Genomic DNA, 15842 nt, shown 5'->3' on the forward strand with positions numbered 1-15842 from the left:
CCGAGCGTTCGGTCGGCGGAGCCGACGACGGAAGAGGGCGCCCCGTGCGAGCAGGTCATCGCGGACTCCTGGCGGGATCGGTGCGTCGGCTCGCCGCGGTGGGGCTCGCGCTCAGCCTGGTCGGCGGCGGGGTGGCCACCGCCGCCGAGGACGACGCACCCAGCGCGCGCGACGTCACCGAGGCCCGGGGCGCCGCCCAGGACAAGGCCCGTGACGTCGCGGTCGTGCGTGCCGAGCTCGTCGTCGCCAACCAGCGCCTGGAGCGCTCGGCCATCGCCGCGGCGAAGGCCGCCGAGGCGTGGAACGGCGCTCGCTGGAAGGCCCAGCGCGCCCGCACGGAGGCCCGTGCTGCGGAACGACGTGCGACGAGCGCGGATCTGGCGGTGTCGCGCCAGCAGGAGAGCTATGGCAGCGCCCTCGCCACGACGTACCGGATGGCGCCGGAGCTGACGGCGCTCGGGGCAATCGCCGATGCGGACGGCATCGCGACCGTGGTCGAGCAGACCACCACGATGCGCCACGCCGAGACGGCGCTCGACCAGGGCTACGACCGCTTCCGGGCCACCGCGACGCTGGCCGACCTTGCGGAGACGTCCGCCGTCGAGGCGCGCGAGGAGGCCGAGGACCTGGTCGACGAGGCGCGTACGGCGCGCGACGACGCCCGGGCGGCCGCTGCGTCCGCCGCCACCGACGCCCAGGACGTCGCGGCCGAGAAGGACCTGCTCATCGCCGAGCTCGCGGAGCTCCAGGACATCAGCGTCGAGCTGGCCGCCGAGCGGCAGGCGGCGCTCGAGCAGGCCGCGCTGGAGCAGGCGTCGGCGGCTGCCGCGGCGGCCGCGCCTGCACCGGAGGCTGAGACTCCCGCGCCGGAAGCTGAGGCTCCCGCACCCCAGAGTCCGGCCCCCCAGAGTCCTGCGCCCGAGAGTCCGGCGTCCGATGAGCCTGCCACCGAGGTCCCGGCGCAGGCGCAGGCGCCGGAGCCGGAGCCGGCCGAAACACCTGCGCCCAGCGCGCCGGCACCCGCTCGGGGAGCCGCCGCGGCCATCAGCTTCGCCCGGGCGCAGCTCGGTGAGCCCTACCGCTGGGGCGCCGCCGGTCCGAGCTCCTGGGACTGCTCGGGGCTGACGATGCGCGCGTGGGCGGCGGGCGGCCTCTCGCTGCCGCACTACTCGGTCGCCCAGTACGAGCAGTCGACGCCGATCGGTGCCGCCGACCTCCAGGCCGGCGACCTCGTCTTCTGGGGCTCTTCCAGCAGGTCGTCCTCGATCTACCACGTGGCGCTCTACGTCGGGGGCGGCCAGATCATCCACGCTCCGCGTGCCGGACGCCCGGTGGTGCAGGAGTCGATCCACTACTGGATCCCGCCCAACTTCCACGCCCGCCCCTGACGGCCCTCGTCGGTCGAGCCGCGAGCGCCAGCGAGCGAGTCGAGACCCACGTGATTTGACCCATCTCGCGGTTGCCCCGTCGTGGGGCTGGGTAACGTCGGCCCATGGCCACCGACACCGCCCCGTCCTCCGCGGGTGCCGACCCGCACGCCCCCGCGACCGACTCAGGCGACGCCGCCACGGAGACCGAGCGTGGCTACACGCAGCCGGTCGTCGACGTCGAGGCGCTGAGGGCGCTGCTCGACGACCGCTACGCCGAGGTGCGCAACCTCGTGCGCACGAACCTCGCGGACTACGCCTCGATCCTCGCCGACGCCGAGGAGCTCGACCGCGACGCGTTCCGGGAGCGGGTCAAGGAGGTCGTCGTCGAGATGGCCCAGACCGGGCAGACCGGCATGGGCTTCCCCGAGGAGTACGGCGGCGGCGGTGACCTCGGCGCGTCGATCGCGGCCTTCGAGACGCTCGCCTACGGCGACCTCTCCGTGCTGGTGAAGGTGGGCGTGCAGTTCGGCCTCTTCGGCGGCGCGATCCTCCAGCTCGGCACCAAGGCCCACCACGACGCCTACCTCCACGACCTGATCACCGGGGAGCTGATGGGCTGCTTCGCGATGACGGAGTCGGGCCACGGCTCCAACGTGCAGGCGCTCGGCACGGTCGCGACGTACGACGTGGCAACGCAGGAGTTCGTGATCACCACGACCACCGAGTCGGCCCGCAAGGACTACATCGGCAACGCCGCTAAGCACGCCGAGCTCGCGGTCGTCTTCGCGCAGCTCGAGGTCGCCGGCAAGCGCGAGGGCGTGCACGCGTTCGTCGTACCCATCCGCGTCGACGGCGAGCCCGCCCCCGGCGTGCGCATCGCGGACTGCGGGCACAAGATGGGTCTCAACGGCGTGGACAACGGCCGGCTGTGGTTCGACGAGGTGCGGGTGCCGCGCACCGCGCTGCTCAACCGCTTCGCCGACGTCACCCCGGCGGGGGTCTACGAGTCGCCGATCGAGAACCCCAACCGGCGCTTCTTCACGATGCTCGGCACGCTCGTGCAGGGGCGAGTGTCGGTGGGTGGCGCCGGGATCAACGCGAGCAAGGTCGCGCTGGCGATCGCGGTGAAGTACGCCAACCACCGCCGCCAGTTCGAGGCCAGCGGCGACGAGGAGGAGCTGCTCCTCGACTACGGCATGCACCAGCGCCGGCTGCTGCCGCTGCTGGCCGACACCTACGCGATGCACTTCGCCCAGGAGGTCGTGCGCGGCCAGCTGCACGACGCCTTCTCCGGCCAGGGCGGCGGCGACGAGTCCGCCGTACGAGCGCTCGAGGCGCGGGCGGCGGGCACCAAGGCCTACGGCACCTGGCACGCGACACGCACCATCCAGGAGTGTCGCGAGGCATGCGGCGGTGCGGGCTACATCTCGGTCAACCGGTTCGCCGCGCTGAAGGCGGACACGGACGTCTTCACGACCTTCGAGGGCGACAACCACGTCCTGCTGCAGCTGGTGGCCAAGGGGCTGCTCACCGACTACGCCAGCGAGTTCGAGGACATGGACCAGTTCGGCATGGTCCGCTTCGTCGCCGGGCTGGCCGTCGAGACCGTGCTCGAGCGGACCGCGGTGCACAAGGTGCTCCAGCGCATCCGCGACGTGTTCCCCAGCGGTGACGAGTGGGACCAGGAGGCCGGGCTGCTCGACCCCGACTACCAGCTGGCGATGCTGCGCTTCCGCGAGGAGCACGTGATCGGCGGCGTCGCCCGTCGGCTCAAGCGCGGCGTCGACCAGGGGATGAACCCCGGCGTCGTGTTCTCCCGCGTGCAGGACCACGTGATCAAGGCGGCCCGCGCCCACGTCGAGCGGCTCGTGCTCGAGGCCTTCGTCGCCAAGACGCAGGCGATGGAGGACGGCGACGACAAGGTCGCGCTGATGATGCTGTGCGACCTGCACGCGCTGAGCGTGATCGAGGCCGACCGCGCCTGGTTCATGGAGCACGGACGGCTGAGCAGCCAGCGCTCGAAGGCGATCACCCGCGAGATCGGCGACCTGTGCCGCAAGCTGCGCCCGATCGCCGAGGACCTGGTCGACGCGTTCGGGGTGCCGGCCGCGATGCTGCGCGCGCCGGAGCTGGTGGGCGGCGGACTGGCGGGTGACGACCCGGCCGGCTCGGGCGACTGAGCAGCCGCATGCGACTCCCCGGCTTCGGCGGGTGGCACGAGGACCCGCTCTGGGCGCGCTTCTATGACTGGACGGTGGAGAACCCCCGACCGGGCGGTGTGCTCTGGCGGGTCGGGGTCGGCAGCGACCTGAGCCTGCTGCACGCGGCGGCCGGTGAGATCGGCCGGCTGCCCGCCGGCGCGCGGGTGCTCGACGTGCCGTGCGGCGGCGGGGTGGCGATGCGCGCGCTGCGCCCCGGTCAGGGGGTGGACTACGTCGCCGCCGACATCGCCCCGGCCATGCTGCGCCGTACGGCGTCGCTCGCGCGCGAGCTGGGCGTCGCGGACCAGGTGCACCCACAGCTCGCCGACGTGGCGGCGCTGCCGTTCGCCGACGCGGGCTTCGACCTCGTGCTGAGCCTGACCGGGCTGCACTGCTTCCCCGACCCGCGCCAGGCGGTGCGCGAGATGCGGCGGGTGCTGGCCCCGGGGGGAGTGCTCAGCGGCAGCGCGCTGCTGCGAGACTCCGGTCGGCGCTACGAGCACGTGCGGCTCGCGGGGCGCGCGGCCGGGCTCCTCGGCCCGCTGTGCACCGGCGAGGAGATCCGGGACTGGCTGCGGGACGAGGGATTGGGCGATGTCATGGTGAGGAAGAGCGGGGCCATCGGCTACTTCCGGGCGGAGGCCCCGTGATCGAGCCCTTCGGGTGGCACGACCGTCGGCATGTGCCGCGCGCAGCAGGGGACGGAGGGGCGACGGGGCTGGCGGTCGTCGCCCCCGGACGGCGCTACTCGCCGGCCCGGCCGATGCTCGACCTGGCCCGCGTCGGGTTCCTGCAGCACGGGTACGTCGTGCGCGAGCTGTGGTGGGACGCGAAGGAGCGGCTCGCCGATCCGTCCGGCTGGGTGCGCGAGCACGTGTGCGCCGAGGTGGAGGCGGAGGCCGAGCTGGCCGACGGGGCCGGGCCGGCAGGGGGTCGGCTCGTCGTCTGCGGCAAGTCGCTCGGGACGCGCGCCTCCACGCTGGCCCTGCACCCGGGCCCGGCGTCCCGGCTCGACGGCGTGTGGCTGACCCCGCTGCTCACGAACCCCGGCGTCGTGGAGGGGATGCGCGCGATCTCCGCGGCCGGCGGACGCCAGCTGCTGGTGGGCGGACTCGCCGACGAGCTCTGGGACAGCGCGGTCGCCCACGACCTGGCGGCCCTGCCCGGGTGCACGATGCTCGAGTTCGCCGACGCCGACCACTCCCTCGGCGTGCCGGGCGACGTGGTCCGCACGGGCGAGGTGCTGCTGGAGGTCGCCCGGGCGCTGCGGGGGTTCCTCGCGGCGCCGCCGGGCTCGTCGTACTGACCACGCGAAAACCCCACTTCCCACGTGAAGGTTCATGTGGGAAGTGGGGTTTTCACGAGTTAACTCGTGAAACGAGAGGCCGCAGGGACCCCTGATGCCTCAGTGCGCGCCGTTGCCCTTGGCGCGCTCGAAGGAGGCCAGGACCTCGGCCTCGGCGTCGGCGAGGCCGACCCAGTTGGCGCCCTCGACGGACTTGCCGGGCTCGAGGTCCTTGTAGACCTCGAAGAAGTGCTGGATCTCGAGACGGTCGTACTTCGACACGTCGCCGATGTCCTTGAGGTGGCCCAGGCGCGGGTCGTGGGAGGGGACGCAGAGGACCTTGTCGTCGCCGCCGGCCTCGTCGGTCATCCGGAACATCCCGATGGCGCGGCACTTGATGAGGCAGCCGGGGAAGGTCGGCGCCTGGAGGATCACGAGGGCATCGAGCGGGTCGCCGTCCTGGCCGAGGGTGTTCTCGATGTAGCCGTAGTCGGCGGGATACTGGGTGGAGGTGAACAGCATCCGGTCGAGGCGCAGGCGACCTGACTCGTGGTCGACCTCGTACTTGTTCCGCTCACCCTTGGGAATCTCTACGAGTACGTCGAACTCCAGCACGTTGTTCCTCCAACGATCGTCGGCCCCTGCGTGAGGTGGCCGGAACAGGTCCAGTCAGGGGCCCCAGGCTCGGAGCCGGGGTCAGTCTCGCGCAGAATGTGATGAACCGGTATTCGTAGGGGGGACACGATGGGGCGAGGTGATGCACGCCACACTGCTGGCGCGCTGTCTCGCTGGCTGCCCGTGGTCCTCGTCCTTGCCCTGCTGGCGGCGGCCGGTGCGGCGTACCGCTTCGACCTCGGATCCCGCTGGTTCGGCCTCGACGGCCCCGATCCTCGCACCGACCCGGCGGCCGTCGCTCCGCCTCCCGGTCTCGACCTCCCGGAGCTGACGGAGCCCGCCCCGGTGGCGGCGCCGGTGCCCGCCTCCGCCGCGGGTGCGGTCGACCCGGTCGCCGTACGACGAGCGCTGCGGGCCGGGCTCGCGGACCAGGACCTGGGTCGCCACGTGGTCGCAGCCGTCGCGAACCTCTCCGGCGGGAGCCCGGTGTTCGAGAGCGGCAGCGGCCTGGTCGTCCCGGCGTCCACGATGAAGCTGCTCACCGCCGCGGCCGCGCTCGAGGCGCTCGGGCCCGACCACACCTTCACCACCCGCGTGGTGGCGGGCGCCGGGAGTCGCGAGGTCGTGCTGGTGGGCGGCGGCGACCCCTACCTCGCGCGGCGGCCGCTGGCGGCCGACGAGGAGGCCTACCCGCCGCGTGCCGATGTGGTCACGCTCGCCCGCGCCACCGCTCGGGCGCTGCGGGCCGACGGCGTACGACGGGTGCGGCTGGCCTATGACGACTCCCTCTTCACCGGCCCCACCGCGACCCCGCGCTGGCGCCCCGACTACATCCCCGACGGCGTCGTCTCGCCGATCACCGCGCTGTGGGTCGACCAGGGGCGGGTCGAGGACAGCTGGAGTCGGGTCGCCGACCCGTCGCTGGAGGCGGGCCGGGCGTTCGCGGCGGCCCTGACCCGGGCCGGCGTACGCGTGCAGGGGCAGCCTCAGGTCGGCGCGGCCCCGGCCGGTGCCACGGCGCTGGCCCAGGTCGAGAGCGCCCCGGTCGACCAGATCGTGGAGCGGGTCCTCGACGTCAGCGACAACGAGGCGGCCGAGGTGCTGGCCCACCACGTGGGGATCGCCGTGTCCGGCGAGGGCTCCTTCACGGCCGGGGCGGCGGGGGTCGTGCAGACGCTGCGTCGGCTGGGCGTGCCGCTGGCCCGCGACCTCGTGTACGACGGGAGCGGGCTGTCCCGGGAGAACCGCCTGGACGCCGTGACGCTCCTCGACGTGCTGCGCGTCGCGGCCTCGTCGGAGCACCCACGGCTGCGCGCCGTCCTCACCGGGCTGCCGGTCGCGGGCTTCACCGGCTCGCTGGCCGAGCGCTTCGACACCGGAGCCGACGCCGGTCCGGGCCGGGTCCGCGCCAAGACCGGCACGCTCACCGGGGTGCACGGTCTGGCGGGGTTGGCCACGGACCTCGACGGCAACGTGATGGTCTTCGCGCTGATCGCCGACCGGGTCGGGGAGCTCGACGCGCTGGACGCGCGCGAGGCGCTCGACGAGGTGGCCGCCCAGCTCGGCGCCTGCCGGTGCTCCGCCTGAGCGGAGGGAACTGGCAGACCCTGAGAGGAGCGAACTGGTAGACCCTGAGCGGAGCGAGGGCGCTGCTTCCGGCCCACACGTAGGGTCGGGCCATGAGCGCGAAGATGATCGACTGGGACCTCGCTGTCTCGCTGGGCTCCCGGGTGGCGGGGGAGGGACCCGCCGTCGAGCGCGACGAGGCCGTGGCCGCCGTCGCCGAGCTGCGCGCCGGCGCCGCGCGCTCCACCGGTCTGGTCCGTGACTTCACCGGCCTGGAGGCGCAGGAGGCCACCGCGCCCGTGCTCGTCGTCGACCGCGCCGGCTGGATCCAGGCCAACGCCGACGGCTTCGCGGTCATCCTCGAGCCGCTGATCGACAAGCTGACCGAGAAGAAGGGGCCTCCCAAGGGCCTGTCGCGGGCCATCGGCTCCCGGGTCACCGGCGTCGAGGTCGGGGGGCTGCTCGGCTTCCTCGGCACCAAGGTGCTCGGCCAGTTCGACCCGTTCTTCGAGCCCTCCGGACGGCTGCTGCTGGTAGCCCCCAACATCGTCAACGTGGAGCGCGAGCTCGGGGCCGACCCCTCCGACTTCCGGCTCTGGGTGTGCCTGCACGAGGAGACCCACCGGGTGCAGTTCACCGCCGTGCCGTGGATGCGCGACCACCTCTTCGCCCAGATGCAGTCGCTGGCCGACTCGATGTCGCCGCAGGACGGTGGCGAGGACCTCGCGGACCGGCTCTTCGCGGCGGTGCGGAGCATGCGCAGTGGTGGGGGCAGCCTGATCGACCTGGTCAGCAGCCCCGAGCAGCAGCAGGTGCTCGACCGGGTGACCGGGGTGATGTCGCTGCTCGAGGGGCACGCGGACGTCGTGATGGACGGCGTCGGCCCCCAGGTGATCCCGTCGGTGGCCCGGATCCGCAAGGCGTTCAACCAGCGTCGCAAGGGCGTCGGCGTCCTCGACAAGTTGCTTCGCCGGCTGCTCGGGATGGACGCGAAGATGGCGCAGTACCGCGACGGCGCGAAGTTCGTCCACGGCGTCGTCGACAAGGTCGGCATGGCCGAGTTCAACGCCGTGTGGGCCGCCCCGGAGAACCTCCCCTCCAAGGCCGAGATCTCCGACCCGGACGCCTGGGTCGCCCGGGTCCTGGGCTGACGCCGGCGTGGCGCTGCACCCCGCCGTCGCCGCGGTCCGCCTCGCCGTACGGCGCGCGCTCGTCGACGTCGGTCCCGGACGGACCGTCGTCGTCGCCTGCTCGGGCGGGGCCGACTCCCTGGCCCTGCTGAGCGCGACGGTCTTCGAGGGCCGCGCGGCCGGCTGGCGGGTCGTCGGCGCCACGGTCGACCACGGGCTCCAGGAGGGCTCGGCGGCTCGGGCGGCCCGGCTGGTCGAGGAGATGGCCGCGCTCGACGTCGACGAGACGGCGGCCGTCACCGTGAGCGTCGATGCCGCTGGCATCGGGCCCGAGGCCGCCGCCCGGGAGGCTCGGTATGCCGCGCTCGAGGAGCTCGCGGGTCGCCTGGAGGCGGAGGTCGTGCTGCTCGGCCACACCCGCGACGACCAGGCCGAGACCGTGCTGCTCGGCCTCACCCGCGGCTCCGGGGGGCGCTCGATCGCGGGGATGCGGCGCGGCTTCGGCCGCTACCTCCGCCCGCTGCTCGACGTCTCCCGCGCCGACACCCGCGCCGCCTGCGAGGCCGAGGGGCTGCACCCGTGGAGCGACCCGCACAACGACGACCCTCGCTTCACCCGGGTCCGCGTGCGCCAGGTGGTGCTGCCGATGCTGGAGGCCGAGCTCGGGCCCGGCGTCGCCGTGACCCTGGCGCGCACCGCCGACCAGCTGCGCGGCGACATGGAGCTGCTCGACGAGCTCGCCGACGCCACGCTGCTGCGCGCCGTACGCGCCGGCGGTGCCCTCGACGTCGCGACGCTCGCCGCCGAGCCCGCCCCGCTGCGCCGCCGCGCGATCCGGCTCGCCGCGCTCGCCGCCGGCAGCCCGGCCAGCGAGCTCTTCCACGACCACGTCCTGGCCGTCGACGCGCTGCTCACCCACTGGCGGGGCCAGCGCTGGATCGACCTGCCCGGCCACCTGCGCGTCGTACGGCGCGACGGGGCGCTGGCGTTCGAGGCGGCCCAGCGCTGAGGGACGGGGCTGGCGGGGCCGCGGGTCGGAGTGGGCGTCGATTGGTCAGAGACGACAGGGCTCGGCCGGTTTTCGCTGCCGTTTGGTCCCCAACGGCACCGGGAGCGAGCGACCGCCTACCCTTCTTCCCATGGACGCGGCCCACGTGGAGAACGACCTGGTCAACATCCTCTTCACCGAGGAGCAGATCCAGGACAAGCTGAAGGAAATGGCAGCCCGGATCGATGCGGACTACGCGGGCAAGGACATCCTGCTCGTCGGGGTCCTGCGCGGCGCGGTCATGGTGATGGCCGACCTCTCGCGGTCGCTGAGCTGTCACGTCGAGATGGACTGGATGGCGGTGTCGTCCTACGGATCGGGCACCAAGTCCAGCGGCGTCGTGCGCATCCTCAAGGACCTCGACACCGACATCTCGGGGCGCCACGTGCTGGTCGTCGACGAGATCATCGACACCGGGCTGACGCTGAGCTGGCTGGTCTCGAACCTGTCGAGCCGCAACCCGGCCAGCATCGAGATCGCCACGCTGCTGCGCAAGCCGGAGGCGCAGAGCATGCCGGTCGAGGTGAAGTACGTCGGGTGGGACATCCCCAACGAGTTCGTCGTGGGCTACGGCCTCGACTACAAGGAGCGCTACCGCAACCTGCGCTCGGTCGGGACGCTCGCGCCGCACGTGTACTCCTGAGCCCACCGCTCCTGAGTCATCCCCGCCCGACGGACGCCTGTCTGAGCCGACGCTGAGAGCTCCCGGAGCGGCCGCTGAGACGGTCGCGCCCGGCGGGTTCTGCGTTGGCTCAGACGTGTACCGTCATTACCTCAGACGAGCGTGCCCCGTCGATCCGACGGGGCACCGTGCGGAAATTGTCGAGAGAAGCCTGTGAAGCGCATATTCAAAGGTCCCTGGCTGTGGGTCGTGGTCGCCGTTGTCGGCGTGCTTCTGGCCCTGCAGTTCCTCGCCCCCGGAGGGGGGCACGACGAGGTCTCCACCTCCCAGATGGAGGAGTACATCGCCAACGGCGACGTCAAGGAGATCACGTTCGTCGACGGTGACCAGGAGATCAAGGCCACTCTCGACGACGACGTCGACCGCGAGGGCGGGTCCGAGGTCATGGCCTACTACGTCCAGGGCCAGCAGGAAGGCATCATCGAGGCCGTCGACGAGCAGGTCGCCGAGGGCACGATCGAGAAGTCGAACTCCGAGAACCCGCAGCCGAGCCTGCTCGGCTCCATCCTCGCGACGTTCCTTCCGTTCATCATCATCATCTTGATCTTCCTGTTCCTGATGAACCAGGTGCAGGGCGGCGGCGGCCGCGGGGTCATGCAGTTCGGCAAGTCCAAGGCCAAGCTGATCTCCAAGGACATGCCCAAGTCCACGTTCGCCGACGTCGCCGGCTGCGACGAGGCCATCGAGGAGCTCGGCGAGATCAAGGAGTTCCTCCAGGAGCCCGCCAAGTTCCAGGCTGTCGGCGCCAAGATCCCCAAGGGCGTGCTGCTCTACGGCCCGCCCGGCACCGGCAAGACGCTGCTGGCCCGCGCCGTCGCCGGTGAGGCCGGCGTGCCGTTCTACTCGATCTCCGGGTCCGACTTCGTCGAGATGTTCGTCGGCGTCGGCGCCTCCCGGGTGCGCGACCTGTTCGAGCAGGCCAAGGAGAACGCGCCGGCCATCGTCTTCATCGACGAGATCGACGCCGTCGGTCGCCACCGCGGCGCCGGCATGGGCGGCGGTCACGACGAGCGCGAGCAGACCCTCAACCAGCTGCTCGTCGAGATGGACGGCTTCGACGTCCGCGGCGGCGTGATCCTGATCGCCGCCACCAACCGACCCGACGTCCTCGACCCCGCGCTGCTGCGCCCGGGCCGCTTCGACCGCCAGATCGGCGTCGACGCCCCCGACCTCGCCGGCCGCGAGATGATCCTGCGGGTCCACTCGCGCGGCAAGCCGATGTCGACGGACATCGACCTGCGCTCGATCGCGCGTCGCACCCCCGGGTTCACCGGCGCCGACCTCGCCAACGTGCTCAACGAGGCCGCGCTGCTCACCGCGCGGCAGAACCAGAAGCAGATCACCAACCGGTCCCTCGACGAGGCCATCGACCGGGTGATCGCCGGACCGCAGCGCAGCTCGCGGCTGATGAGCGAGAAGGAGAAGCTCATCACCGCCTACCACGAGGGCGGCCACGCGCTCGTGGCGGCGGCGCTGCCGGGCACCGACCCGGTGCACAAGATCACGATCCTCCCGCGTGGTCGCGCCCTGGGCTACACGATGGTGCTGCCCGACGAGGACAAGTACTCCCAGACCCGCTCGGAGATGCTCGACAAGCTCGCCTACATGCTGGGCGGGCGTGCGGCCGAGGAGATGGTCTTCCACGACCCGACCACCGGCGCCGGCAACGACATCGAGAAGGCCACCAACCTGGCCCGCGCGATGGTGACCCAGTACGGCATGACCGAGCGCCTCGGAGCGATCAAGCTGGGCGAGACCCAGGGCGAGCCCTTCCTCGGGCGCGACATGGGACATCAGCGCAACTACTCCGAGGACGTCGCCGCGATCGTCGACGACGAGACCAAGCGGTTCCTGGCCACGGCCCACCAGGAGGCGTTCGACATCCTCGAGGAGAACCGCGACGTCCTGGACTCGCTGGTCCTAGCGCTGATGGACCGCGAGACGCTCGACAAGGCCGAGGTCGCCGAGATCTTCGAGCCGCTGCGTCGGCGTCAGGCGCGTCCGGCCTGGACCGGGTCGCCCGACCGCAACCCCTCGCAGATCCCGCCGATCGAGATCCCGCAGGAGATCAAGGACCGGGCGATCGCCAACGGCCTCGACCTCGAGAAGAAGCGCGAGGGCGGCGTCGTCATCACGCCTCCCGGCAACGGTGGCGACGTGCACGGAGATCCCGGCGTGATGCCGCCGGCCCCCGGCCAGGATCTCCCGCCCCGATGACCGACCCGATCGGGATGGAGGAGCGCCCCGCGTCCGGGGTCCCCGCCTTCGACCACGTGCGCGCCGAGGCGGCCGTGCGTGAGCTGCTCATCGCGCTGGGCGAGGATCCGGACCGCGAAGGGCTGCGCGACACCCCCGCCCGGGTGGCGCGGGCCTACGAGGAGCTGACCGCGGGGCTGCGGCTCGAGCCCGAGGACGTGCTCACCACGACGTTCGACATCGGCCACGACGAGATGGTGCTGGTGCGCGACATCGAGCTGTGGTCGATGTGCGAGCACCACCTCGTGCCGTTCACCGGCGTCGCGCACGTGGGCTACATCCCCGCGGAGAGCGGCAAGATCACCGGCCTGTCCAAGCTCGCGCGGCTCGTGGACGTCTATGCCAAGCGACCCCAGGTCCAGGAGCGGCTCACCACGCAGGTGGCCGACGCGCTGATGGAGATCCTCGAGGCGCGTGGCGTGATCGTCGTGATCGAGGCCGAGCACCTGTGCATGACGATGCGCGGAGTCCGCAAGGCCGGAGCCCGCACGATCACCTCCGCGGTCCGCGGCATCATGCACAACGCCGCGACCCGCTCCGAGGCGATGGCGCTGATCAACAGCCGTCGGTGATGGCGCCGATGCTGCCCGCACACGTGTCCGCCGCCGGCCGCACGCTGGTGATGGGCATCGTCAACGTCACCCCCGACTCCTTCTCCGACGGTGGACGCTGGGCCGACCCGGACGCGGCGATCGCGCACGGTCGCCGACTGCTGGCCGACGGCGCCGACATCCTCGACATCGGGGGCGAGTCCACCCGCCCCGGCGCGACCCGCCCGCTGCTCGCCGAGGAGCTCGATCGCGTCGTCCCCGTGATCCGGGCGCTGAGCGACGAGGGCGCCGTACTCTCCGTCGACACGATGCGCAGCGAGGTGGCCGAGGCGGCGCTGGCCGCGGGCGCACGGATCGTCAACGACGTCTCCGGCGGTCTCGCCGACCCGCGGATCCTCGAGGTCGTGGCCCGCACCGACGCGACGTACGTCGCCATGCACTGGCGCGCGCACAGCACCCGCATGCAGCAGTTCACGACGTACGACGGACCCGGCGGCGTCGTGGGCGGCGTGCGCGACGAGCTGGCCGAGCGGGTGGCCGCGATGCGGGCCGCCGGCGTGCGCGACGAGCAGATCGTGCTCGACCCGGGCCTGGGGTTCGCCAAGACCGGTGAGCAGAACTGGGAGCTGCTGCGCGGCCTCGACGAGCTCGACGCGCTCGGCTTCCCCCTCCTCGTCGGTGCGAGCCGCAAGGCGTTCCTGGGCCACCTGCTGGCCGACGCGGACGGCGAGCCCCGTGCCGTCCTGGACCGCGAGGCGGCGGTGACCGCCCTGACCACCCGGCTGGCCACCCACGGCGTGTGGGCGGTGCGCGTGCACGACGTGCGCGCCAGCCGCGACGCGCTGCAGGTGGTGGCCGCACTGGCCGCACCACCGACCACCCGACCCGCTGAAAGGGACCTCCCGTGACCGACACCGCCGCCCTGCCCAGGAGCGACGAGCTGACCGTGCGAGGCATCGAGTGCTTCGGCCACCACGGCGTCTTCGACTTCGAGCGCCGGGAGGGTCAGGTCTTCGTCATCGACCTCACCTTGGGACTCGACACCCGTCCAGCGGCCGCCTCCGACGACTTGCATGACACCGTCGACTACGGAAGTCTCGTGACCTCGGTCAAGCACGCTGTGGAGACCGAGCCGGTGGACCTCATCGAGACCCTGGCCCAGCGCATCGCGGATGTCTGCCTCACCGCGGATCGTGTTGACTGGGCCCAGGTGACCGTCCACAAACCAGCTGCACCCATCGACGCGACGTTCTCGGACGTCACGCTGACCATCACCCGGAAGGGCCGACCGTGACTGAGACCCCCAACCCGCACATCGTCGACGCCGACACGCTGACCGGAGAGATGCACCCGATCCGCCGCTGCGTCGTCGCCCTGGGGTCGAACCTCGGGGAGCGGATGACCAGCCTGCAAGGCGCCGTGGACGCGCTGGCCGACACCCCCGAGGTGTGGGTCACCTCCGTCTCGCCGGTCTATGAGACGGCGCCCGTCGACTCCCCGGCCGACGCCCGGCCCTACCTCAACGCCGTCGTGCTCTTCGACAGCACGCTGTCGGCCGCGCGTCTGCTCGACCGCGCGCTGGCGATCGAGGACGCCTTCCACCGCGAGCGCGGCGAGGTCCAGAACGCGCCGCGCACCCTCGACGTCGACCTGATCGTCGTCGGCGACCGGCGCAGCGACGAGGAGTCCCTGAAGCTGCCGCACCCGCGGGCCGCCGAGCGCGCGTTCGTGCTGCAGCCCTGGTACGACGTGGAGCCCGACGCGTCCCTCCCCGACCGCGGCGCGATCGCCGAGCTGCTCGAGGGCGTGGACCGCAGCGGCCTGAAGCTGCGCGAGGACCTCGAGCTCTCGCTCCAGTGACGTCCGGGCCGCCCGGCTCGCGCCAGCCCTCGTCCGGCCGGCCCGATCCCGGCCCACCCGAGCGGCGACTCCAGCCGACGTCGTGGCAGGCCCTGCTGGGCTGGGGCCTGGCCGGTCTCGTCGGCGGCTGGGCGGTGCGGCCGCTCTTCGAGTGGATCTCCGGCACGGCGCCGCTGGTCACCTGGCTGCAGGTGTCGGCGCTGTTGCTGGTCGCCGTGCTCCTCGCAGTCACCGCCTGGCTGACCTGGCGGGTCGTGCACGTGCGCCACGAGCGACTCGAACCTCAGCAGGCGGTCAACCGGCTGGTCCTGGCTCGGGCCTGCGCGCTGGTGGGTGCGCTGGTGGCCGGTGGCTACCTCGGCTATGCGCTGAGCTGGGTGGGCGCCTCCGCCCAGCTGGCCGACCAGCGGGTCGTCCGCTCGCTGGTGGCAGCCGCCGCAGGTGTGGCGATCGCCATCACGTCTCTGCTCCTGGAGCGTGCGTGTCGCGTCCGATCCGACCCGGATGCGCCCTAGTCTGCTCCCATGGCCTCCCCCTCGTCGTCCCGCCGTCGTCAGCGCAGCACCCGGCTGACGGTCGCCGTCGTCCTCCTCGTCGCGGCCGCGCTGCTCGTCGTGGGCGCCGTGGCGAGCGGATCGTCGCTCCTGGTCGTGCTGGCCGCCTTCGCCGGCGTCGTGCTGGGCGCAGCGTCCACCAAGATCACGCACGCCGAGCTGGTGCAGACCCGCGTCGAGGCAGCCCGCGACCGCGCCGAGCAGGCGCAGGCCTACCGCGCGATGTCGGAGCGCCGTTCCGCTGAGAACGCCGCCTTCGCCGACGAGATGGCCAAGCGCATCACCGACCGGGAGACCACCATCGGCGAGCTCGAGGTCGTCCTCGCCGAGGCCCAGAAGCGGGCCGCCGAGGTCACCCGCAAGATGAACGCCGAAGCTCGCCGCGCCGACGTCGCCGAGACCCGCGAGCGCACCGCCGCCGGCCAGCTCGACGACGCCCAGGAGCGCGCCGCGGAGGCGATCGTCCGCGTCGCCGAGCTCGAGGCCGAGCTCGACACCCTCCGTGCCGAGCTGGCCGCCTGGATGGCTGCCGCCGCCGAGCCGGCCCGCCGCCGCGCCTGACGCCCCCCACCTGACGCCTCCGCGCGGCCGCCACGCCGCGCGCTGCTCGCCGTACCGCCAGCTGTAGCGCGGGGTTATCGGAACTACCACCGTGCTATAACGCCCCGGTGGCCCCGATAACCCCGCGTTACATTTGCGGCGTAGGTCACCCCCCGGCCCGTTT

Annotated in this window: 16 protein-coding genes; 15 read left to right on the top strand and 1 reads right to left on the bottom strand. The window is 72.5% G+C overall.

All coding sequences use genetic code 11. The annotated features are described in order from the left end of the window. The first annotated feature begins 44 nt into the window (after positions 1-44). The 4 genes from ACYU7L_RS07285 to ACYU7L_RS07300 all read left to right on the top strand — a co-directional run bounded on the left by ACYU7L_RS07285 (position 45) and on the right by ACYU7L_RS07300 (position 4877). On the top strand, positions 45-1388 hold the full coding sequence (locus tag ACYU7L_RS07285; protein ID WP_460794673.1) for a C40 family peptidase: 1344 nt from the start codon (positions 45-47) through the stop codon (positions 1386-1388). Positions 1389-1492: 104 nt separating this feature from the next. After that, positions 1493-3550 (top strand): acyl-CoA dehydrogenase family protein, encoded by a 2058-nt coding sequence (locus ACYU7L_RS07290; protein WP_460794674.1) that lies wholly within the window; start codon positions 1493-1495, stop codon positions 3548-3550. Positions 3551-3558: 8 nt separating this feature from the next. Beyond that, positions 3559-4221, top strand: a complete 663-nt coding sequence (locus ACYU7L_RS07295; protein ID WP_460794675.1) for a class I SAM-dependent methyltransferase — start codon at positions 3559-3561, stop codon at positions 4219-4221. Then, positions 4218-4877, top strand: coding sequence for a hypothetical protein (locus ACYU7L_RS07300; protein WP_460794676.1), 660 nt, complete (start codon positions 4218-4220; stop codon positions 4875-4877). The genes ACYU7L_RS07295 and ACYU7L_RS07300 overlap by 4 nt, the downstream gene beginning before the upstream one ends. A 99-nt stretch (positions 4878-4976) precedes the next feature. Here ACYU7L_RS07300 and ACYU7L_RS07305 read toward each other — a convergent pair whose 3' ends face one another. Beyond that, positions 4977-5468: an inorganic diphosphatase gene (locus ACYU7L_RS07305; RefSeq protein ID WP_460796608.1), complete on the bottom strand. Its 492-nt coding sequence runs from the start codon at positions 5466-5468 to the stop codon at positions 4977-4979. A 132-nt stretch (positions 5469-5600) separates the two neighbouring features. Between ACYU7L_RS07305 and dacB the strand changes: the two genes are divergently transcribed. From dacB to ACYU7L_RS07360, 11 genes are all read left to right on the top strand, one after another. Continuing rightward, positions 5601-7058 carry a D-alanyl-D-alanine carboxypeptidase/D-alanyl-D-alanine endopeptidase gene (gene dacB / locus ACYU7L_RS07310; RefSeq protein ID WP_460794677.1) on the top strand — a complete coding sequence of 486 codons (1458 nt, stop codon included), beginning with the start codon at positions 5601-5603 and terminating at the stop codon, positions 7056-7058. A 92-nt stretch (positions 7059-7150) separates the two neighbouring features. Beyond that, on the top strand, positions 7151-8188 hold the full coding sequence (locus ACYU7L_RS07315) for a zinc-dependent metalloprotease (protein WP_460794678.1): 1038 nt from the start codon (positions 7151-7153) through the stop codon (positions 8186-8188). A 7-nt stretch (positions 8189-8195) separates the two neighbouring features. After that, positions 8196-9176, top strand: coding sequence for a tRNA lysidine(34) synthetase TilS (gene tilS, locus ACYU7L_RS07320; protein ID WP_460794679.1), 981 nt, complete (start codon positions 8196-8198; stop codon positions 9174-9176). A gap of 130 nt (positions 9177-9306) precedes the next feature. Beyond that, on the top strand, positions 9307-9858 hold the full coding sequence (gene hpt / locus ACYU7L_RS07325) for a hypoxanthine phosphoribosyltransferase (protein ID WP_460794680.1): 552 nt from the start codon (positions 9307-9309) through the stop codon (positions 9856-9858). Between the two features lie 228 nt (positions 9859-10086). Further along, entirely contained in the window at positions 10087-12114 is a 2028-nt protein-coding gene (gene ftsH / locus ACYU7L_RS07330) for an ATP-dependent zinc metalloprotease FtsH (RefSeq protein WP_460794681.1), read from the top strand. Continuing rightward, positions 12111-12725 (top strand): GTP cyclohydrolase I FolE, encoded by a 615-nt coding sequence (gene folE / locus ACYU7L_RS07335; RefSeq protein WP_460794682.1) that lies wholly within the window; start codon positions 12111-12113, stop codon positions 12723-12725. Before ftsH ends, folE begins: the two co-directional genes overlap by 4 nt. A gap of 8 nt (positions 12726-12733) precedes the next feature. Next, entirely contained in the window at positions 12734-13612 is an 879-nt protein-coding gene (folP, locus tag ACYU7L_RS07340) for a dihydropteroate synthase (RefSeq protein WP_460794683.1), read from the top strand. Next, the gene (folB, locus tag ACYU7L_RS07345; protein WP_460794684.1) at positions 13609-13998 is read left to right on the top strand and encodes a dihydroneopterin aldolase; all 390 of its coding nucleotides are present in this window, start codon (positions 13609-13611) and stop codon (positions 13996-13998) included. The genes folP and folB overlap by 4 nt, the downstream gene beginning before the upstream one ends. Beyond that, the gene (folK, locus tag ACYU7L_RS07350; protein ID WP_460794685.1) at positions 13995-14564 is read left to right on the top strand and encodes a 2-amino-4-hydroxy-6-hydroxymethyldihydropteridine diphosphokinase; all 570 of its coding nucleotides are present in this window, start codon (positions 13995-13997) and stop codon (positions 14562-14564) included. The genes folB and folK overlap by 4 nt, the downstream gene beginning before the upstream one ends. Further along, positions 14561-15079, top strand: coding sequence for a DUF3180 domain-containing protein (locus ACYU7L_RS07355; RefSeq protein WP_460794686.1), 519 nt, complete (start codon positions 14561-14563; stop codon positions 15077-15079). The genes folK and ACYU7L_RS07355 overlap by 4 nt, the downstream gene beginning before the upstream one ends. A 9-nt stretch (positions 15080-15088) precedes the next feature. After that, the gene (locus tag ACYU7L_RS07360; protein WP_460794687.1) at positions 15089-15679 is read left to right on the top strand and encodes a hypothetical protein; all 591 of its coding nucleotides are present in this window, start codon (positions 15089-15091) and stop codon (positions 15677-15679) included. The last annotated feature ends 163 nt before the right edge of the window (positions 15680-15842 follow it).

Source organism: Nocardioides pacificus, from assembly GCF_054775955.1.

Bases quoted from the DNA above. Each gene is read 5' to 3' on its own strand.
- ACYU7L_RS07290 (WP_460794674.1), top strand. From the start codon at position 1,493: ATGGCCACCGACACCGCCCCGTCCTCCGCGGGTGCCGACCCGCACGCC.
- hpt (WP_460794680.1), top strand. From the start codon at position 9,307: ATGGACGCGGCCCACGTGGAGAACGACCTGGTCAACATCCTCTTCACC.
- ACYU7L_RS07360 (WP_460794687.1), top strand. From the start codon at position 15,089: ATGGCCTCCCCCTCGTCGTCCCGCCGTCGTCAGCGCAGCACCCGGCTG.
- folE (WP_460794682.1), top strand. From the start codon at position 12,111: ATGACCGACCCGATCGGGATGGAGGAGCGCCCCGCGTCCGGGGTCCCC.
- ACYU7L_RS07295 (WP_460794675.1), top strand. From the start codon at position 3,559: ATGCGACTCCCCGGCTTCGGCGGGTGGCACGAGGACCCGCTCTGGGCG.
- dacB (WP_460794677.1), top strand. From the start codon at position 5,601: ATGGGGCGAGGTGATGCACGCCACACTGCTGGCGCGCTGTCTCGCTGG.
- folP (WP_460794683.1), top strand. From the start codon at position 12,734: ATGCTGCCCGCACACGTGTCCGCCGCCGGCCGCACGCTGGTGATGGGC.
- ACYU7L_RS07315 (WP_460794678.1), top strand. From the start codon at position 7,151: ATGAGCGCGAAGATGATCGACTGGGACCTCGCTGTCTCGCTGGGCTCC.